Below are 19,412 nucleotides of genomic sequence, written 5' to 3'. Positions count from 1 at the left end.
GAGATACCACAGACACCCGGAGGGGGAGAACGAATGGCAACCGACTACGACACTCCACGCAAGACCGACGATGATGTCAACGAGGACAGCATTGAGGAGCTGAAGGCCCGGCGGAACGACAAGTCGGCGTCCACGGTCGACGTGGACGAGTTCGAGCAGGCGGAAGGGCTTGAGCTGCCCGGTGCCGACCTGTCGAACGAGGAGCTGTCGGTGCGGGTGCTGCCGCGGCAGGCGGACGAGTTCACCTGCATGAGCTGCTTCCTCGTCCACCACCGCTCGCAGCTCGCCACGGAGAAGGATGGTCAGCTGATCTGCCGCGACTGCGCGGCCTGAACGCCCGCCCGGGTCGCGGCTATGCCACGTCCGGGCGGGCGGCAGCCAGCGCCGCCGTCAGCCGGTCCGGCCTGCGGGTCGACAGGTAGAGATACGGCGTCGGATCGCCGGGGTCCGTGACCTCGACCCGCACAGCCGTCGGGATGTAGGCGCGGAGCAGCATATGAGCCCGGGCATCCGCACGATGAGTCCGCCAGGCGCGGGCCTCGTCGGCGTCGAGAGCCCGGGCCTCGCCCAGGGCCGTGACCGGAATCCTGGCCTGACCCGCGACCAGCGAGCCGGCCACCACGCGGATGCGTGCCGAGCCGTACGTGCTCAGGGCCACCCCGGCCAGCGCGCCACCGGCGGCGAGGCCGCACAGCAGCGCCACGGGGCCGAGGGGGACCAGCGCGACGCCCAGCAGAATCACGCCGAACAGTGCCATCAGCCACCAGGTCCTCGGCACGGTAAGTCGCTCGTCATACGGCTTCATGGCCCAAGCATGGCAGGCTCGCCTCCCGCGGCCCCCGGCGGCGGTAGGGTCTGCACCGTGAGTGCCCCTGTGAGCCAAGCCCCGGTAGACATCCTGATCCGGCGGATCGATCCGGCAGTTCCCATCCCCGCCCGGGCGCACCCCGGCGACGCCGGGGTCGATCTGGTCACCACGGCCGCAGCCGAGCTGGCCCCCGGCGAGCGGACCGTGCTGCCGACGGGTGTTTCGATCGCCCTCCCCGACGGGTACGCCGCGTTCGTGCACCCACGTTCCGGGCTCGCCGCCCGGTGCGGGGTGGCCATGGTGAACGCCCCGGGCACGATCGACGCCGGGTACCGTGGAGAGATCAAGGTCATCGTGATCAATCTGGACCCGCGGGAGACCGTCAGGTTCCAGCCGTTCGACCGGATCGCCCAGCTCGTCGTCCAGCGGGTGGAGACGGTGCGATTTCACGAGGTCGCGGAGCTGCCGGGGTCCGCGCGGGCCACGGGGGGTTTCGGCTCCACGGGCGGCCATGCCGGCGCGCACAACACCTATGCTGCTGCGGTCGGTCCCGGCGGGACTGCCGACCGGAAAGGACAATGACGTGTTCGGACGTCGTCGCAAGCGGAACGAGGACCCCGAGGAAGCGGTCGAGACCGCCTCGGAGGAGGAGACCCCGGACGCGGATGAAGCGGAGCGGGTCAAGCTGGAGCCCGCGCCGCGGCCCGACGGGCCCTGGGACCTCGACGAGGTGCCGGGCAGTCCGGCGGAGGGCCGGGTCGATCTCGGCGGTCTCTTCGTCCCCGGCGTGCAGGGCATGGAGCTGCGCGTAGAGGTCGCGGGCGACGCCATCGTGGCCGCGACCGTCGTGGTCAAGGACAGCGCGATCCAGCTCCAGGCATTCGCCGCTCCCCGGCGCGAGGGCATCTGGGGCGAGGTGCGCGAGGAGATCGCGGCCGGGATCACGCAGCAGGGCGGCGTGATCGACGAGATCGAGGGGCCGCTCGGCTGGGAGCTGCGGGCCCGGGTGCCGGTCCAGCTGCCGGACGGCAAGCGCGGCATGCAGGTCGTGCGCTTCGTGGGCGTCGACGGGCCCCGCTGGTTCCTGCGTGGCGTGATCTCCGGCCAGGGCGCGGTCCAGCCGCAGGCCGCGGGGCTCCTGGAGCAGATCTTCCGCGACACCGTCGTGGTGCGCGGGGAGTCCCCGATGGCGCCGCGCGACCCGATCGTGCTGAAGCTGCCCCAGGACGCGCAGATGGTGCCCGACGGCGTCAAGCAGGAGCAGGCGGAGGAGGGCGGCCCGCAGGTTTCCCGCTTCGCCGGCGGCCTGGACAAGCTGCGCCGCGGCCCGGAGATCTCCGAGGTCCGCTAGGTTCCCCGGCCCGCCCCGCCGGAGAAGGCCGTGTGTCGCCGGCCGGGGGGCGGGTACCCGGCGGCCTCCAGGGAGGAGGCCGCCATGGACCACCTGCGTCACCGGCGGACCGGCACCGAGCCGGTGACCGCCTTCAGCGCCCTGCGGCTGCGTCGGCTGCTTTCGGGTATCTTCCTGCCGGTTTTCCTCGCCCTGACGGTGCTGTTCTGCATCTGGTGGGCAAACACGGACAGTGATGACAGCCCCGGCCCCGGTGCCCTCGGCACCCTGACGCTGGCCTGCGCGCTGCTCTCCGTGGTCGCGGTGGTCGATCTGGTCGTCGTTCAGCGGCGCCTGCGCCGCTCCCGCGCGCCCCGCGAATGAGGCGTCCGCGCCGTGCCGCCCCCGGCGCCGTATGCATGACGTCAACGGGGGACGGGCCCACGTCAGAGGCCCGTCAACGGTGCTCCCATCGCTTTGGAACAGAGGTTCCCTGAAGGGGTCAGTCCTTTTCCGACCCTTTTTGCTCAGGAGCAACCGATGGCCGATGTGGTCTTCGTCCTGGCCACCGGCGCGGGTTTCGCGCTGGTGGCCCTCGTCGCCCGAGGGGTGGCGAAGCTGTGACCGCGGAGAACGTCGCCGGCCTGTGCGTGGCCGCCGTCCTGCTCGGCTACCTCGTGCTGGCCCTGCTGTTCCCGGAGAGGTTCTGAGCACCGCCGATGAACCACACCCTCGCGGACGTGCTCCAGATCTCCGCCCTGATCGTGGCGCTCGCCCTCGTGCACCGCCCCCTCGGCGACTACATGGCCGCCGTCTACTCCTCCCGCACCCACCTGCGTGCCGAACGCTGGGTCTACCGCGCGATCGGCGCCGACCCCGATGCCGAGATGCGCTGGCCGTCCTACCTGCGCGCGGTGCTCGCGTTCTCGGCCGTGGGCGTGCTGTTCCTCTATGCCTTCCAGCGGCTCCAGGACCGTCTGCCGCTGTCGCTCGGCTTCGACCCGATCCCGCCCGACCAGGCGTTCAACACCGCCGTCTCGTTCGTGTCCAATACCAACTGGCAGTCCTACGCGGGTGAGTCGGCCATGGGCCACCTGGTCCAGGCCGGTGGCCTCGCGGTGCAGAACTTCGTCTCGGCCGCCGTCGGCCTGGCCGTCGCCATCGCCCTGGTCCGCGGTTTCGCCCGCTTCCGCACCGGCGAACTGGGCAACTTCTGGTCCGACCTGGTCCGCGGCACCATCCGCATCCTGCTGCCGATCGCCGCGCTCGCCGCGGTGGTGCTGGTGGCCCTCGGCGCCGTGCAGAGCTTCGCCGGGCCGCAGGAGGTCCAGACCCTCACCGGCGCCGCCCAGCAGATCCCCGGCGGGCCCGTCGCCTCGCAGGAGGCCATCAAGAACCTGGGGACGAACGGCGGCGGCTTCTACAACGCCAACTCCGCGCACCCCTTCGAGAACCCCGGCGGGCTGAGCAACCTGCTGGAGATCTTCCTGCTGCTGGCCATCCCGTTCTCGATGCCGCGCACGTTCGGGCGGCTCGTCGGCAATGTGAAGCAGGGCTACGCCGTCGTCGCCGCGATGGGCGTCATCTGGCTGGCCGGCGTCATCGCCGTCACCGTCGTGGAGCGGCAGGCCCCCGGCACGGCCTCGCAGCTGGCCGGCGGCTCGATGGAGGGCAAGGAACAGCGCTTCGGGGAGGGCGCCTCCTCGCTGTTCGCGGTCTCGACGACCATGACCTCCACCGGCTCGGTCAACTCCTTCCACGACTCCTACCAGGGCCTCTCCGGCGGCGTGCTGATCTTCGGCATGGTCCTCGGCGAGGTCGCGCCCGGCGGCGTGGGCTCGGGGCTCTACGGCATGCTGATCATGGCCGTGATCGTGGTCTTCATCTCCGGCCTCATGGTGGGCCGCACCCCCGAGTACCTGGGCAAGAAGCTCCGTCCCCGGGAGATCAAGCTCGCCGCCTGCGCCATCCTCATCACGCCCGCCCTGGTGCTGACCGGCACCGCCGTGGCCATGGCGCTGCCCGACGGCGAGGAGGCCATGACGAACGCCGGGCCGCACGGCTTCTCCGAGGTCCTGTACGCCTACGCCTCCGCGGCCAACAACAACGGCAGCGCGTTCGCCGGCCTCGGTGCGGACACCGGCTTCTTCAACACCACGCTCGGCTTCGCGATGCTGCTCGGGCGGTTCCTGCCGATGGTCTTCGTCCTCGCGCTGGCCGGCTCGCTCGCCCAGCAGCAACCGGTGCCCGTCACGGCGGGCACGCTCCGCACCCACCGGCCGCTGTTCGCCGGAATGCTCGTCGCCGGCACCGTCGTCGTCGCCGGGCTGACCTTTTTCCCCGCGCTCTCTCTCGGCCCGCTCGCGGAAGGACTCGCGGTATGAGCACCTCGACCCCCGTACGACCGGAAACCGCGGCGGGCCCGCCGCGGTCGGGGCGTTCCGCGCCCGGCGCCCGCACCGCCCACGGCGTATTCGACCCGCGCCTGCTGTGGGCCTCGCTGCCCGAGGCGTTCCGCAAGCTCGACCCGCGGCTGATGATCTCCGCCCCGGTGATGTTCGTGGTCGAGATCGGCTCCGTCCTGACCACCGTGCTGGCCGCCACCGACCCCGGGGACTGGTTCGGCTGGACGATCGCGGCCTGGCTGTGGCTGACCGTCCTGTTCGCCAATCTCTCGGAGGCCGTCGCCGAGGGCCGCGGCCGCGCCCAGGCCGACTCGCTGCGCAGGGCCCGCACCGACACCGTCGCCCGCCGCCTCACCCACGGCGGCGAGGAACGGGTGCCGGGGACCGCGCTGGCCGTCGGCGACCGGGTCGTCTGCGAGGCGGGGGACGTCATACCGGGCGACGGCGACGTCGTCGAGGGCGTCGCCTCCGTGGACGAGTCGGCGATCACCGGCGAGTCGGCGCCCGTCATCCGCGAGTCGGGGGGCGACCGCTCCGCCGTCACCGGTGGCACGCGGGTGCTCTCGGACCGGATCGTCGTCCGCGTCACCGCCAGGCCGGGCGACACCTTCCTGGACCGGATGATCTCCCTCGTCGAGGGCGCCGCCCGGCAGAAGACGCCGAACGAGATCGCCCTGAACATCCTGCTGGCGAGCCTCACCATCGTCTTCCTGCTCGCCGTGGTCACGCTCCAGCCGTTCGCCGTGTACGCGGGCGCCGAGCAGTCCCTCGTGGTGCTCACCGCGCTGCTGGTCTGCCTCATCCCCACCACCATCGGCGCGCTGCTGTCCGCCATCGGTATCGCCGGCATGGACCGGCTGGTCCAGCGCAACGTGCTGGCCACCTCCGGGCGGGCCGTCGAGGCCGCGGGCGACGTGTCGACCCTGCTGCTCGACAAGACCGGCACCATCACGCACGGCAATCGGCAGGCGGCCGGGTTCCGGCCCGCCGCCGGTGTGCGCGAGGCCGACCTCGCCGAGGCGGCCCTGCTGTCCTCGCTCGCCGACGAGACGCCGGAGGGCAGGTCCGTCGTGGCCCTGGCCACCGACCGCCACGGTCTCCCGGCCCGCCGCCGGGACCAGGTGCCGGACGCGGCCTGGGTCCCGTTCACCGCGCAGACCCGCATGTCCGGCGTGGACACCGGCACGCTGCGCGTGCGCAAGGGCGCCGCGGGCGCGGTCACCGCGTGGGTCACCGGGCTCGGCGGCACCGTGCCGGGCGCCGTCCTCGGCGCCGTGGAGGCCATCAGCGGGCAGGGCGGCACCCCGCTGCTCGTCGCCGAGGACCGCGCCGGGGCCGCCCGGGTGCTGGGCGTCATCCACCTCAAGGACGTCGTCAAGGACGGCATGCGCGAACGGTTCGCCGAACTGCGGCGCATGGGCATCAGAACCGTCATGATCACCGGCGACAACGCCAGGACCGCCGAGGCCATCGCCGCGGAGGCGGGCGTCGACGACTTCCTGGCCGAGGCCACGCCGGAGGACAAGATGGCCCTCATCAAGCGCGAGCAGGCCGGCGGCCGGCTGGTGGCCATGACGGGCGACGGAACGAACGACGCGCCCGCGCTCGCGCAGGCCGACGTCGGCGTCGCCATGAACACCGGTACCTCCGCGGCCAAGGAGGCCGCGAACATGGTCGACCTGGACTCCGATCCGACCAAACTGATCGACATCGTCCAGATCGGTAAGCAGCTGCTGATCACGCGCGGTGCCCTGACGACCTTCTCGCTCGCCAACGACGTCGCGAAGTACTTCGCGATCATCCCGGCCATGTTCGCCGCCGCATACCCGGGCCTCGACCACCTCAACATCATGGGGCTCTCCTCGCCGGAGTCCGCCATCCTGGCGGCGGTCGTCTTCAACGCGCTGATCATCGTGGCGCTGGTGCCGCTCGCGCTGCGCGGCGTCGCCTACCGCCCCCTCGGCGCCGACCGCATGCTGCGCCGCAACCTCGGCAGGTACGGGATCGGCGGCCTGATCGCCCCGTTCATCGGCATCAAACTCATCGACCTGCTCCTCTCCCTCATCCCAGGCATCGGGTGATCCACATGTCCCTCGACCTCCGCACCACGGTCCGCCCCCTGCTCGCCGCCGTCCGGGCCGTGCTCGTCCTCACCCTGCTGACCGGCGTGGCCTACCCGCTGCTGATCACCGGGGTGGCGCAGGCGGCCTTCCCCGGCCATGCGAACGGCTCGATGGCCGAGGCGGACGGCCGCGAGGTCGGCTCCGCGCTCATCGGCCAGACCTGGAACGACGCGGACGGCGACCCCGACCCGCACTGGTTCCAGCCGCGGCCCTCGCACGGCGGCTACGACCCGCTCGCCACCGGTTCGAGCCAGCTCGGCGCGAGCGACCCGACGCTGCTCGGAGAGGTCCGCGAGGCCCGCGAGCAGGTCGCGGCGTTCAACGGCGTGTCCGTGGACGAGGTCCCGCGGGACGCCGTCACCGGCTCCGCGTCCGCGATCGACCCGCACATCTCGCCCGCCTACGCGCGGCTCCAGACCGACCGCGTCGCCGAGGCGAACGGCCTGCCGCGCGAGGACGTGGCGCGGCTGGTCGAGGAGCACACGCGGGGCCGCGACCTCGGCTTCCTCGGCAACGAGCGGGTCAACGTCCTGGAGCTGAACCTCGCGCTGCGCGAGCTCACCGCCCGGTGAGCGGGCCCGGGGCGGCGGGGGCCGCCCCGGGGCCGGGGCAGGCGCATTTCATACGGGACCCTGACGGCCGCCCGGCACCCGATCGCCGGGTGATCCGCGGCGGGGGGACGAGAATGGAGTCATGGCACGACGCGGCAAGCTGCGGATCTACCTCGGGGCCGCTCCGGGAGTGGGCAAGACGTACGCCATGCTCTCGGAGGCGCACCGGCGCGCGGAGCGTGGCACGGACATCGTGGTCGCGCTCGTGGAGCACCACGAGCGCCCCCGCACCCAGGTGCTGCTGCACGGCCTGGAGCAGGTGCCGCGGCGGGAGGTCGTGTACCGCGACAGCGTATTCACCGAAATGGACGTCGATGCCGTGCTCCAGCGGGAGCCCAAGGTCGCCCTGGTGGACGAGCTGGCCCACACCAACGTGCCGGGCGGGCGCAACGGCAAACGCTGGCAGGACATCGACGAGCTGCTCGACGCCGGGATCGACGTGGTGTCGACCGTCAACATCCAGCACCTGGAGTCGCTGGGCGACGTGGTGGAGTCCATCACCGGTGTGCGCCAGCGCGAAACGGTCCCGGACGAGGTCGTCCGGCGGGCCGACCAGATCGAGCTGGTGGACATGGCCCCCGAGGCCCTGCGCAGGCGCATGGCCCACGGCAACATCTACGCCCCCGACAAGGTGGACGCCGCCCTCGCCCACTACTTCCGCCCCGGCAACCTCACGGCGCTGCGCGAACTGGCCCTGCTGTGGACCGCCGACCGGGTCGACGCCTACCTACAGCAGTACCGCAACGAGCACGGCATACGCTCCACCTGGCACGCCAGGGAGCGCATCGTCGTCGGCCTCACCGGCGGGCCCGAGGGCAGCACCCTGATCCGGCGGGCCGCCCGCATGGCGGCCAAGGGCTCGGGCGGCGAGATCCTCGCCGTGTACATCTCCCGGGCCGACGGCCTCACCTCGGCCTCGCCGCGCGAGCTGGCCGCCCAGCGGACCCTGGTCGAGCAGCTCGGCGGCACGTTCCACCACGTCATCGGCGACGACGTGCCCGGCTCGCTGCTCGACTTCGCCCGCGGCGTCAACGCCAACCAGATCGTGCTCGGCTCCAGCCGCCGCAAGTCCTGGCAGTACATCTTCGGGCCCGGGGTGGGGGCCATCGTGGCCCGCGAGTCCGGCTCCATCGACGTGCATATCGTCACCCACGACGAGGTGGCCAAGGGCCGCGGCCTGCCCGTCGCGCGCGGCGCGCGCCTGGGCCGCTCCCGCACGCTCAGCGGCTGGCTGATCGGCATTGCCGGGCCGCTGCTGATGACCTGGGCACTGTCCGAGCCGTCGCCGGGCGCCGAGTTCGCCAGCGACGTGCTGCTGTTCCTGTCCTTCACGGTCCTCGCCGCCCTGGTCGGCGGTCTCTGGCCGGGGCTGGTCTCCGCGACCTTCGGCACCGTGCTGCTCAACTACTACTTCGCCAGACCCACCCACCAGTGGGATATCGCCGAGGGCCACAACATCGTCGCCATCGTCGTCTTCTTCGCCATCGCCGTCGCCGTCGCGACCGTCGTGGACCGCTCGGCCCGCCGCACGCACCAGGCCGCGCGGCTGCGCGCGGAGTCCGAGACGCTGACGCTGCTGGCCGGCAGCGTCCTGCGCGGCGACGACACCCTCGGCGCGCTGCTGGAACGCGCCAGGGAGACCTTCGGCATGGAGACGGCGGCGCTGCTCGAACGCGACCTCGACCGGCGCAAGTGGGCCTGCGTCGGCAGCGTCTCCGTCAACGGTGGCGCCAAGCCCGTCAACACGCCGGACGACGCCGACGTGGACGTGCCGATCGGCCAGCACACCATGCTGGCGCTCTCGGGCCGGGTCCTGCCGGCCGAGGACCGGCGGGTGCTGACCGCGTTCGCCGCCCACGCGGCGGCCATCCTGGACCGCCAGCGGCTGAAGGACGAGGCCGGACGCGCCCACAAGCTGGCCGAGGGCAACCGCATCCGCACCGCCCTGCTCGCCGCCGTCTCCCACGATCTGCGCACGCCGCTCGCCGCCATCAAGGCGAGCGTGTCGAGTCTGCGTTCCGACGACGTCGCCTGGTCGGAGGAGGACGAGGCGGACCTGCTGGAGAGCATCGAACAGGGGGCCGACCGCCTCGACCAGCTCGTCGGCAACCTGCTGGACATGTCCAGGCTCCAGACCGGCACCGTGGAGCCGCTGCTGCGCGAGATCGACCTCGACGAGGTCGTGCCGCGCGCGCTCGGCGGCCTGTCCGATGTCAGCGTCGTCGAGCTGGACATCCCCGAATCGCTGCCGTTCGCCGCCGCCGACCCCGGCCTGCTGGAGCGCAGCGTCGCGAACGTTGTGGAGAACGCCGTGAAGTACAGCCCGCCGGGCAAGCCCGTGCTGGTGCGGGCCGACGCGCTGGGCGAGCAGGTCCAGGTGCGCGTGGTCGACCGCGGACCCGGCGTTCCCGACAGCGACAAGGACCGGATCTTCGAGCCGTTCCAGCGGCACGGCGACACGCCCCGCGGCAACGGCGTCGGGCTCGGCCTCGCGGTCGCCCGCGGCTTCGTCGAGGCGATGCACGGCACGCTGGACGCCGAGGACACCCCCGGCGGCGGGCTGACCATGGTGATCACCCTGCCCACGGCACGACAGACGGAACGGAAGGCGGCCCATGCACCGGGTGCTCGTAGTCGATGACGAGCCACAGATCCTCCGCGCGCTCGTCATCAACCTCAAGGCGCGCAAGTACGAGGTGGACACCGCCGCGGACGGCGCGTCCGCGCTCCGGCTCGCCGCGGACCGGCACCCGGATGTCGTCATCCTCGACCTCGGCCTGCCGGACATGGACGGCGTGCAGGTCATCACCGGCATCCGCGGCTGGACGCGGGTACCGATCATCGTGCTGTCCGCGCGGCACACCTCGGACGAGAAGGTGGAGGCGCTGGACGCGGGCGCGGACGACTACGTCACCAAGCCGTTCGGCATGGACGAACTGCTGGCCAGGCTGCGAGCCGCGGTCCGCCGGGCCGAGCCCGGCTCTGCCGAGGACGAGGCGGTCGTGGAGACCGGCGGGTTCACCGTCGACCTCGCGGCCAAGAAGGTCCACCGGGGGGGCAGGGACGTGCGGCTGACCCCCACCGAGTGGCACCTGCTCGAAGTCCTGATCCGCAACACCGGGCGGCTGGTCAGCCAGCGCCAGCTGCTCCAGGAGGTCTGGGGCCCCGCGTACGGTACCGAGACCAACTACCTGCGGGTCTACATGGCGCAGCTGCGCCGCAAGCTGGAGGCCGACCCCTCGGCGCCCCGGCACCTGATCACCGAGCCCGGCATGGGCTACCGCTTCGAACGCTGACGGAGCAGACGGATGGCGCGGCCACGTTACGCTGATGGCATGGGTGCGGAGGGCCGCGGCTGGCTGCGGCGGCTGCTCGGACGTTCCGAGCCCGGTGGCGGGGACGACCTGACGCCGGACCCGGAGCCGCCCGACGCCGGTTGCACCCGTATCCGCGAGTGCGCCGGGGAGGCCGTGGACCGCCGCGTCGTCAGGGTGAGCGGTACGCTGCGTACGGTGACCGAGCGGACGGTTGCCGGGATGCCCGCACTCCAGGCCGAGCTGGACGACGGCACCGCCTTCCTGGACGTCGTCTGGCTGGGGCGGCGTGCCATCGCCGGCGTGGAGCCCGGCAGATCGCTGGTCGCCGTCGGGCGGATCGCGGTGACACAGGGCCGCCCGGTGCTGTTCAATCCCCGATACCAGCTGCAACCGCGGGAAGAGGAGTAGCCGAGTGAACGCAGGGGCACCGGAAGAGGTGGACGAGGCCGCGACCCGGGCCGCGTTCTTCGAGGCGTTCGGCGGGGTCCGCGGCATGGTGGAGACCACCGTTCCCGGCCTGATCTTCGTCCTCAGCTATACGATCAACCGGAGCATCAACGTCTCGGCCGTCCTCGCGCTGAGCCTGTCCGCGGTGCTGGCCCTGGCCAGGCTGATCCGCCGGGACACCGCGAAGCACGCCTTCGGGGGTGTCTTCGGTGTGGCGTTCGGCGCGGTCTTCGCGATGATGTCGGGCGACGCGAAGAACTTCTATCTGCCCGGCATGCTGTACACGCTCGGTCTGGGCGTCGCGTACGTCGTGACCTCGCTCGCGGGCGTCCCGCTGCTCGGGCTGGTCCTCGGCCCCGTCTTCCGCGAAAACCTCTCGTGGCGCACCCGCAACCCCGGGCGCAAGGTCGCCTACACGAAGGCCAGCTACGTGTGGGGCGCCATCCTGCTCGCCAAGTCGGCCATCACCTTCCCCATCTACTTCTGGGGGGACGCCACCCAGCTGGGCTGGCTGCGGGTGGCACTCGGCATCCCGCCGTTCCTGCTGGCGGTCTACCTGACCTGGATCATCCTCGTGAAGGCCCCCGCCCCGATCGACGTGATCGCGGAGTGGGAGGAGCGCGAGGCGCGGGAGAAGCGGGAAAAGGCCGCCGCACAGGCCGGGACGGCCCCGGAGGACCCGGAGCCCGCCACCGGCCCACCGCCCCAGGTCCAGGCCGGAGACTAGGCCCTGTCGTTCAGATCTTCGCGGGGCCTCTTCTGACCGCGGGGCGACAGCAGGTCCTCCAGTCGGCTTTCGCTGGCCGGGGCCGCCACGAACAGCAGCTCGTCGCCCGCGGCCAGGGCGTCGTCCGGGTCGGGGATCAGGACGCGGGCGCCGCGGATGATCGTGACCAGGGCGGTGTCCTGCGGCCAGGCAACCTCGCCGACCCGGGTGCCGACGAGCGCGGCACCCTCGGGGAGCGTCAGCTCGACCAGATTGGCCTCGCCCTGGCTGAAGCGCATCAGCCGCACCAGGTCGCCAATGCTCACCGCCTCCTCCACCAGCGCGGACATCAGACGCGGCGTCGAGACCGCGACGTCCACGCCCCAGGCGTCGTTGAACAGCCATTCGTTCTTCGGGTGGTTGACCCGGGCCACCACGCGCGGCACGCCGTACTCCGTCTTGGCGAGCAGCGACACCACCAGGTTGACCTTGTCGTCGCCGCTGGCCGCGATCACCACCTGGCAGCGTTCCAGCGCGGCCTCGTCCAGCGCGGAGATCTCGCAGGCGTCCGCGAGCAGCCATTCCGCCTCGGGCACCCGCTCCACCGAGACCGCCTGGGGCGACTTGTCGATGAGCAGCACCTCGTGCCCGTTCTCCAGCAGCTCCGCCGCCACCGAACGGCCCACCGCCCCGGCCCCCGCGATCACCACTCTCATGCGGCGCTTCCCTTCACGAATCCGCCGGGCCGAGCAGGCACGCCGCTTCCACCTCGGCGACCTGATCGCTGTACATCATCACGTGCACCAGATCGCCCTCCTGGAGCACCGTCTGCGCGGTCGGCAGCATCGCCTCGCCCATTCTGGTCAGGAACGCGACCCGCACGCCCGTCCGCTCCTGGAACGCGCTCACCCGGTGCCCGAGCCAGGACGCCGCCACGTGCACCTCGGAGAGCTGCACCCCGCCGCTCGGATCGCGCCACAGCGGCTCGGCGCCCGCGGGCAGCAGTCGGCGCAGCATCTGGTCGGCCGTCCAGCGAACGGTGGCCACCGTCGGGATGCCGAACCGCTCGTACACCTCGGCCCGCCGCGGGTCGTAGATCCGGGCGGTGACGTTCTCCACGTCGAACACCTCGCGCGCCACCCGCGCGGCGATGATGTTGGAGTTGTCGCCGCTGCTCACGGCGGCGAAGGCGCCCGCGTCGGCGAGGCCCGCCTCGCGCAGCGTGTCCTGGTCGAAGCCGAGGCCGGTCACCCGCCGCCCGCCGAACCGGGAGCCGAGCCGGCGGAACGCAGTCGGGTCGCGGTCGATGACGGCGACCGAGTGTCCCCGTTCCTCGAGGATCCGGGCCAGGGTCGCGCCGACCCGGCCGCAGCCCATGATGACGATGTGCATAGGCCTCCTTCGCTGCGGACCACGCTACCGGTCGGGGTGCCGAACTGTCCGGTTGCGGTCCGTTGCTCACGTACCGTGAGCGCATGGATCGCACGAAGCGGCTGTTCCTCGGCCGTGCCCTGCGCAGCGACTCCCTGGGCAAGACGCTGTTGCCCAAACGCATCGCCCTCCCCGTGTTCGCGTCCGACCCGCTGTCCTCCGTCGCGTATGCCCCCGGCGAGATCCTGCTCGTCCTGTCCATCGCCGGGGTGGCGGCCTACCCGCACAGCGCCTGGATCACCGCGGCCGTCGTCCTGCTGATGATCACCGTCGTGGCGTCCTACCGGCAGACGGTGCACGCCTACCCGGGCGGCGGCGGCGCCTACGCCGTCGTCTCGGGCAACTTCGGCCGCCGCGCGGGGCTGACGGTGGGCGGCGCCCTCCTCGTCGACTACGTGCTCACCGTCGCGGTGTCCGTCTCGGCCGGGGTGGACAACCTGGGCTCGGCCGTCGGCTTCGTGCAGCACAACCAGGTGCTGAGCGCGCTGACCGTCATCGCCCTGCTGATGCTGATGAACCTGCGGGGGGCGAAGGAGTCGGGACGGCTGTTCGCCATCCCCACCTACGCGTTCGTCATCGGCGTCCTCGGCACCGTGGCCTGGGGCGCGTTCCGTGCACTCGTGCTCGGCGACACGATGAGCGCGCCGACTGCCGGGTACGAGATCGTTCCCCAGCAGACCGGCCTCTCCGGACTGGCCATGGGGTTCCTGCTGCTTCGTGCGTTCTCCTCCGGCTGCGCGGCGCTCACCGGGGTGGAAGCCATCAGCAACGGGGTGCCCGCCTTCCGCGAGCCCAGAAGTCACAACGCCGCCACCACGCTGGCCGTGATGGGCGCCCTGGCCACCACCATGTTCGCCGGCATCGTCGCCCTCGCCCTCCACACGGATGTCCGCCTCGCCGAGGACCCCGCCCGCGACCTGCTGATCGACGGCGAGCCCGCGGGCGCCGCCCACCACCAGGACCCGGTCATCGCGCAGGTCGGCATCGCCGTCCTCGGCGACGGTTCCGTGCCGTTCCTCTGCCTGGCCGCGGCCACCGCGCTGGTCCTCTTCCTCGCCGCCAACACCGCCTACAACGGCTTCCCCGTCCTCGGCTCCATCCTCGCCCAGGACCGCTACCTGCCGCGCCAGCTCCACACCCGCGGGGATCGCCTCGCCTACAGCAACGGCATCGTGTTCCTCACGCTGCCGGCCGCCCTGCTGGTCGTCGCGTTCCGGGCCGACGCCAACCAGCTGATCCAGCTGTACATCGTCGGGGTCTTCGTCTCGTTCACCTTCAGCCAGAGCGGCATGGTGCGGCACTGGAACCGCCTGCTCGCCGACGAGCGCGATCCGGCCGCGCGCCGGCGCATGCACCGCGTGCGGGCGCTCAACGGCTTCGGCGCGGCGCTGTGCGCGCTGGTCCTGGTGATCGTCCTGCTCACCAAGTTCAGCCACGGCGCCTGGGTGTCCCTCCTCGGCATGGCCCTGTTCTACGCGGTGATGACGGCGATCAGACGCCACTACGAACGGGTCGCCGACGAACTGGCCGTGGACGTTCCGGAGGACCGGCTGGACATGCGGCCCTCCCAGGTGCACGCCGTCGTCCTGGTCTCCCGGGTCCACAAGCCGACGCTGCGCGCCCTCGCCTACGCCAAGCTGCTGCGCGCCGGCAGTCTCACCGCCGTCACCATCGCCATCGACCCGGACGACACCCGGCGGCTGACGGAGGACTGGCGGCGCCGGCACATCGACGTGCCGCTCGAAATCCTCGATGCCCCCTACCGCGAGATCACCCACCCCTTCGTCCTCTACGTCAAGAAGCTGCGGCACACCCACCCCGACGACGTCGTCAGCGTGATCATTCCCGAGTACGTGGTGGGCCACTGGTACGAGACGCTGCTGCACAACCAGAGCGCGCTGCGCCTCAAGGCGCGGCTCCTGCTGACCCCGGGCGTCACCGTGACCTCCGTGCCCTGGCAGCTGCACTCGGCCGAGGCCGCCCGCGCCCGCATCGGGCGGCGCCACCCGCTGCACGTGCCGGGCGCCGTCCGGCGCGGCCACGGGCACCGGATCAGGCGCCCGTAGACTGGAACGCCGCTGTCGCCGACGTTCGGAGCACCCCCCCATGCCCACCGCAGATCCCTCGCCCAAGGCCGCCTCCCTGGTGGGCCAGGAGTACGAGGTCGAGATCGGCCCGGTGGCGCACGGCGGGCACTGCGTGGCCCGCACCCCGGAGGGCCGGGTCCTGTTCGTCCGCCACACCCTGCCGGGAGAGCGCGTGGTCGTGCGCGTCACCGAGGGGCGGGAGGACTCCCGCTACCTGCGCGCCGACGCCGTGCGCGTGCTGGACGCCGCGAAGGACCGCGTCCCCGCGCCCTGCCCGTTCTCGGGGCCAGGACGCTGCGGCGGCTGCGACTGGCAGCACGTCAAGCCGGGCGCGCAGCGCAGGCTGAAGGCCGACGTCCTCGCCGAGCAGCTGCGGGCGCTCGCCGGGCTGACCCCCGAGGAGGCCGGCTGGGACGGCACCGTCGAGCCCGCCCCGGGCGACAAGGCCGGCGCGGGCGAGGTCCCGGGCTGGCGCACGCGCGTGCAGTACGCGGTCGACGAGGACGGCCGCGCGGGGCTGCGCCGCCACCGCTCGCACGAGGTGGAGCCCGTCGACCGCTGCCTGATCGCCGCAGAAGGCGTCACGGAGCTGGGCATCGAACGGCGCACCTGGCCCGGTATCGCCTCCGTCGAGGCCGCGGCGGCCACCGGCTCGAACGACCGGCTCGTGGTCCTCACGCCGCGTCCCGGCCACCGGCTGCCGCTGGTGGAGCTGGACCGGCCGGTGTCGGTGATGCGCGCCGAGGAGGGGCGCGAACGCGGCGGCGAGCCGCCGGTACACCGGGTGCACGGCCGGGCGTTCGTGCGCGAACGCGCCGACGGCCGCACCTGGCGGGTGTCGGGCGGCGGCTTCTGGCAGGGCCACCGGGAGGCCGCCGGGCTGCTGGTGGACGCGGTGATGCGGGGCCTCACTCCGCGCAAGGGCGAAACCGCCCTCGACCTGTACTGCGGGGCCGGTCTGTTCGCCGGGGCGCTCGCCGACCGGCTGGGGGAGCGCGGCGCGGTGCTGGGCATCGAGGTCTCCGGGCGGGCCGTCCAGGACGCCCGGCACAATCTCGCGGACTTCCCGCGGGTCCGCGTCGAGCAGGGCACGGTGTCCAAGGTGCTGCCCCGTACCGGAATCACCAGCGCCGACCTCATCGTCCTCGACCCGCCGCGCGCCGGCGCGGGCCGCGACGTGGTGGAGCGCGTCACCAAACTCGGCGCCCGGCGCATCGCCTACGTCGCGTGCGACCCGGCGGCGCTGGCGCGCGACCTGGCGCACTTCCGCGCGGCCGGCTATGTGCCCAGGTTCCTGCGGGCGTTCGACCTCTTCCCGATGACCCACCACCTGGAGTGCGTCGCCGTGCTCCAGCCCCTCAAATCCCCGCCCGCCGCCCAGTAGAGTGGTGGTCCACGGCGTCGGCGGTGGGGGTTTCCCTTGGACATCAGGCTCCTCGGCCCGCTGGAGGTGGCGGCGGACGACGGTACCCCGCTGCCCGTGACCGCCCCCAGGCTGCGCGCGCTCCTGGCCGCGCTCGCGCTGCGCCCCGGGCAGGAGGTGCCGGGGCCCGAGCTGGCCGCTCGCCTGTGGGGCGTGCGGCAGCCCGCACGCGCCGGGGCGACACTGTGCGACTACGTGCGGCGGCTGCGCCGGGCACTGCCCGCGGGGCGGCTGCGCACCCTGCCTGGCGCGTTCCTGCTGGCCGTCGAGCCGTCCGAGACGGACGTCGGCCGGGTGCACGAGGCGCTGCGGCTGGCGCGCACCGTCGGCACGGCCGATCCGCGGCGGGCCGAGCGGGCGCTGTCGGAGGCGCTGGCGCTGTGGCGCGGCACGCCCCTCGACGGCCTGCCGGAGGGGCCGTTGCGCGCGAACGAGCTGCCCGCGCTCGACGAGTTGCGGCTGTGCGCCGCCGAGGACAGGTACGAGCTGCTGATCGCGCTCGGCCGCCACGCCGAGATCGCCGACGAGCTGGTGGCGCAGGCGCGCGCCCACCCGTCGCGCCTGCGCCTGCGCCGTCTGGCGCTCGACGCGTCGGCCGGCGGCGGCCTGCCCGCCGATCCCGGCGGGCAGGCCGCGCACCGGGCGGTCTTCCCGCCCGGCAGCGCCACGTTCGTCGCCCGCGCTCTTGAGCTGGGCTGCATCAGGGGGTGGCTCGGCGGCGCGCTCGGCGCGCCCGCGGTCTGCCTGATCGACGGCCCCGGCGGAGTCGGCAAGTCGACACTTGCGGTCCGCGCGGCCCGGGAGGTCGAGGACCGGTACCCCGACGGCCTGCTGTATGTCGACCTGCGCGGTGCCGATCCGCGGAACGTGCCGCTCGACGTGGCGGAGGCGCGGCGCGTCCTGCTCGCCTCGCTCGGCACGCCGGTCAAGGAGGTGCCGCAGGACGCCGACGCCGCCGACGCGTTCTACCGGGAGCAGTTACACGCGCGCCGGGTGCTGATCCTGCTCGACAACGCGCTCGACGCGGCGCAGGTGGCGCCGCTGCTGCCGACGGAGCCGGGCTGTGCGGCCGTGGTGACCAGCCGCACGGCGCTGACCGGGCTGCACCGCGGCCACCACCTGCACCTGACGCCGCTGACCACCGAGGAGGCGGTGACGTTCCTGCGCTCGGTGGCGGGCGGGACCGGGGAGCGCGGTACCCGGTCGGAGTGGGAGGAGCTGGTCGAGCTGTGCGGCCGGCTGCCGCTCGCGCTGCGGATCGTGGCGGCCAGGATGGCCGCGCGGCCGTGCTGGCGGGTGGCGGACTTCACGGCCGTGCTCGCCGACGAGCGGCGGCGCATGGACGAACTGACCGCGCCCGACCTGGATTTGCGGGCGAGTCTGATGGTGAGCATCGACCAGCTCGCCGCCTCGCGCGAGCCGGAGGACCAGCGGGCCGCCGCGATGTTCCCGCTGCTCGGCGCCGCTGCGGTCCGGTCGTTCAGCGCCGGTTCTGTCGCCGCGCTGGTCGGCTGTTCCGCCGCCGAGGCCAGGCAGGCACTCGACCGGCTGGCCGATGCGCAGATCGCGGGGAGCCCGCGGCCCGGTGTGTACGCGCTGCACGACCTGGTGCGCGCCGCGGCGGCGTGGCAGGCGGCGCGGGTGCCGCATGACCGGATCACCGCGCGGCTCGCGGAGCTCGCGCGCTGGTACCTGGGCTCGCTGCACCGGGTGAACGGGCCACTGGCGCTGGCCGAGCACTACCGCAGGCGCTACCAGGCGGGCGCGGACCGCTACCCGCAGGGGCGGCTGTTCACGTCGGTGGACGAGTCGCTGCCGTGGGCGGACGAGGCGCTGGACGACGTGCTGTCGCTGGCCCGCCAGCTGGCCGCGCCCGAGTACGACGGCGGCGGCGAGCTGGGCGGGCGCCCGCTGTCGACGTTCGCGCTGGAGAGTGTGCGCGCGCTGGAGAGCTACTTCGGGATGCGGCTGTGCTGGCGCGCCCAGCGGCAGCTGTGCGAGCTGGCGTTGGAGGTCGGGCGGCGCAGGGGCGACCGGTTCGCCCAGGCGGTGGCGTTCGGGCAGCTGGGCAAGGCCGCGGGGCAGCAGGGCCGCGGCAACGAGGGCGGGGCATTGCTGCGGCGCAGCATCGGTCTCTTCCGTTCCGTCGGCGAGCGGGCGGAGGCGCTGGCCACGACGCTGAACCTGGTGCCCTGCCTCGGCTCGGCCGGGCGGATCGCCGAGGCGGTGGAGGTGGCGGAGCGGACGCTCGCGGAGGTGCGGGCGGCGGGCATCGGCGAGTTCCAGCCGCAGATCATCAACAATCTGGGCCGCTGCCAGCTGTTCCTCGGCAATCACGCGGCGGCGCACCGCCTGCTGACGCGCAACTACGAGACGGCGCCGCTGCCCTACGAACGGACCATCGCCGCCGGTGTGCTCGCCGAATACCACCTGGAGGTCGGCGAGTTCGAGGAGGCCGCCCGCTGGGTGGACCGGGCGCTCGGGCATGCGGCCGAGCAGCCGTTCGACCCGTTCGTGGTGGCGCAGCAGCGCACCTGGCTCGCGGCGGCGCTGCGGGGTCTGGGCCGGGAGTCCGCGGCCCACCTGGAGGAGATGCAGGCGCGCGCGGTGCTCGAAGACCTCAACCACCGCGAGAACAGCCATTTGCGGGTGCGGATGGACGAGAAGCACTCGGTGATCTGAGCGCGGAGGGCGGCCGGGCGGCGGCGGTCCGGCGCGCCGGGT

At 72.9% G+C, this 19,412-nt stretch carries 18 protein-coding genes; 15 read left to right on the top strand and 3 right to left on the bottom strand.

All coding sequences use genetic code 11. From position 1 onward, the window contains the following. Nucleotides 1–33: 33 nt before the first annotated feature. Nucleotides 34–333, top strand: coding sequence for a DUF4193 domain-containing protein (locus STBA_RS07125; protein ID WP_077058429.1), 300 nt, complete (start codon nucleotides 34–36; stop codon nucleotides 331–333). A gap of 19 nt (nucleotides 334–352) precedes the next feature. Here the strand turns inward: STBA_RS07125 and STBA_RS07120 are convergent, their stop codons facing one another. Beyond that, a complete protein-coding gene (locus STBA_RS07120; RefSeq protein ID WP_077058428.1) occupies nucleotides 353–805 on the bottom strand; it encodes a DUF3093 domain-containing protein in 453 nt (150 codons plus the stop codon). A 69-nt stretch (nucleotides 806–874) separates the two neighbouring features. On the opposite strand from STBA_RS07120, the gene dut reads away from it, so the two are divergent. From dut to STBA_RS07065, 11 genes are all read left to right on the top strand, one after another. Then, nucleotides 875–1,390 carry a dUTP diphosphatase gene (gene dut / locus STBA_RS07115; protein WP_077058427.1) on the top strand — a complete coding sequence of 172 codons (516 nt, stop codon included), beginning with the start codon at nucleotides 875–877 and terminating at the stop codon, nucleotides 1,388–1,390. Between the two features lies 1 nt (nucleotide 1,391). Then, nucleotides 1,392–2,159, top strand: a complete 768-nt coding sequence (locus tag STBA_RS07110; protein WP_077058426.1) for a DUF3710 domain-containing protein — start codon at nucleotides 1,392–1,394, stop codon at nucleotides 2,157–2,159. Between the two features lie 84 nt (nucleotides 2,160–2,243). Continuing rightward, nucleotides 2,244–2,522 (top strand): hypothetical protein, encoded by a 279-nt coding sequence (locus STBA_RS07105; protein WP_077058425.1) that lies wholly within the window; start codon nucleotides 2,244–2,246, stop codon nucleotides 2,520–2,522. Between the two features lie 236 nt (nucleotides 2,523–2,758). After that, complete coding sequence (gene kdpF / locus STBA_RS07100; RefSeq protein WP_077058424.1) at nucleotides 2,759–2,848, top strand: K(+)-transporting ATPase subunit F; 90 nt, start codon at nucleotides 2,759–2,761, stop codon at nucleotides 2,846–2,848. A 9-nt stretch (nucleotides 2,849–2,857) separates the two neighbouring features. Next, nucleotides 2,858–4,522, top strand: a complete 1,665-nt coding sequence (kdpA, locus tag STBA_RS07095) for a potassium-transporting ATPase subunit KdpA (RefSeq protein WP_077058423.1) — start codon at nucleotides 2,858–2,860, stop codon at nucleotides 4,520–4,522. Further along, a complete protein-coding gene (gene kdpB / locus STBA_RS07090) occupies nucleotides 4,519–6,624 on the top strand; it encodes a potassium-transporting ATPase subunit KdpB (protein ID WP_077058422.1) in 2,106 nt (701 codons plus the stop codon). Before kdpA ends, kdpB begins: the two co-directional genes overlap by 4 nt. 5 nt (nucleotides 6,625–6,629) lie before the next feature. Next, a complete protein-coding gene (gene kdpC / locus STBA_RS07085) occupies nucleotides 6,630–7,238 on the top strand; it encodes a potassium-transporting ATPase subunit KdpC (RefSeq protein ID WP_077063158.1) in 609 nt (202 codons plus the stop codon). Nucleotides 7,239–7,359: 121 nt separating this feature from the next. Next, nucleotides 7,360–9,918 (top strand): sensor histidine kinase KdpD, encoded by a 2,559-nt coding sequence (locus STBA_RS07080; RefSeq protein WP_077058421.1) that lies wholly within the window; start codon nucleotides 7,360–7,362, stop codon nucleotides 9,916–9,918. Beyond that, nucleotides 9,893–10,573 (top strand): response regulator, encoded by a 681-nt coding sequence (locus tag STBA_RS07075; RefSeq protein ID WP_077058420.1) that lies wholly within the window; start codon nucleotides 9,893–9,895, stop codon nucleotides 10,571–10,573. The genes STBA_RS07080 and STBA_RS07075 overlap by 26 nt, the downstream gene beginning before the upstream one ends. A 39-nt stretch (nucleotides 10,574–10,612) precedes the next feature. Further along, entirely contained in the window at nucleotides 10,613–11,002 is a 390-nt protein-coding gene (locus STBA_RS07070; protein WP_107484991.1) for an OB-fold nucleic acid binding domain-containing protein, read from the top strand. A gap of 4 nt (nucleotides 11,003–11,006) precedes the next feature. Continuing rightward, nucleotides 11,007–11,768, top strand: coding sequence for a DUF3159 domain-containing protein (locus STBA_RS07065; protein ID WP_077058418.1), 762 nt, complete (start codon nucleotides 11,007–11,009; stop codon nucleotides 11,766–11,768). Here STBA_RS07065 and STBA_RS07060 read toward each other — a convergent pair. Both STBA_RS07060 and STBA_RS07055 read right to left on the bottom strand, forming a co-directional pair. Beyond that, entirely contained in the window at nucleotides 11,765–12,463 is a 699-nt protein-coding gene (locus STBA_RS07060) for a TrkA family potassium uptake protein (protein ID WP_077058417.1), read from the bottom strand. The two genes, STBA_RS07065 and STBA_RS07060, sit on opposite strands and share 4 nt — an antisense overlap. Nucleotides 12,464–12,476: 13 nt before the next feature. Further along, entirely contained in the window at nucleotides 12,477–13,139 is a 663-nt protein-coding gene (locus STBA_RS07055; RefSeq protein WP_077058416.1) for a TrkA family potassium uptake protein, read from the bottom strand. 83 nt (nucleotides 13,140–13,222) lie between these two features. Between STBA_RS07055 and STBA_RS07050 the strand changes: the two genes are divergently transcribed. From STBA_RS07050 to STBA_RS07040, 3 genes are read left to right on the top strand one after another with little or no spacing between them, the layout of a single operon-like run. After that, a complete protein-coding gene (locus tag STBA_RS07050) occupies nucleotides 13,223–15,244 on the top strand; it encodes an APC family permease (protein ID WP_077058415.1) in 2,022 nt (673 codons plus the stop codon). 40 nt (nucleotides 15,245–15,284) lie between these two features. Next, entirely contained in the window at nucleotides 15,285–16,649 is a 1,365-nt protein-coding gene (locus tag STBA_RS07045; RefSeq protein WP_077058414.1) for a TRAM domain-containing protein, read from the top strand. 36 nt (nucleotides 16,650–16,685) lie between these two features. Next, nucleotides 16,686–19,370 (top strand): BTAD domain-containing putative transcriptional regulator, encoded by a 2,685-nt coding sequence (locus STBA_RS07040; protein WP_077058413.1) that lies wholly within the window; start codon nucleotides 16,686–16,688, stop codon nucleotides 19,368–19,370. Nucleotides 19,371–19,412: the final 42 nt, after the last annotated feature.

This window comes from Streptomyces sp. MP131-18, assembly GCF_001984575.1.
GTDB classification, from domain to species: domain Bacteria; phylum Actinomycetota; class Actinomycetes; order Streptomycetales; family Streptomycetaceae; genus Streptomyces; species Streptomyces johnsoniae.
Note: the sequence above shows the minus strand (reverse complement) of the source record. Positions and strands in the feature narration are given on the sequence as shown.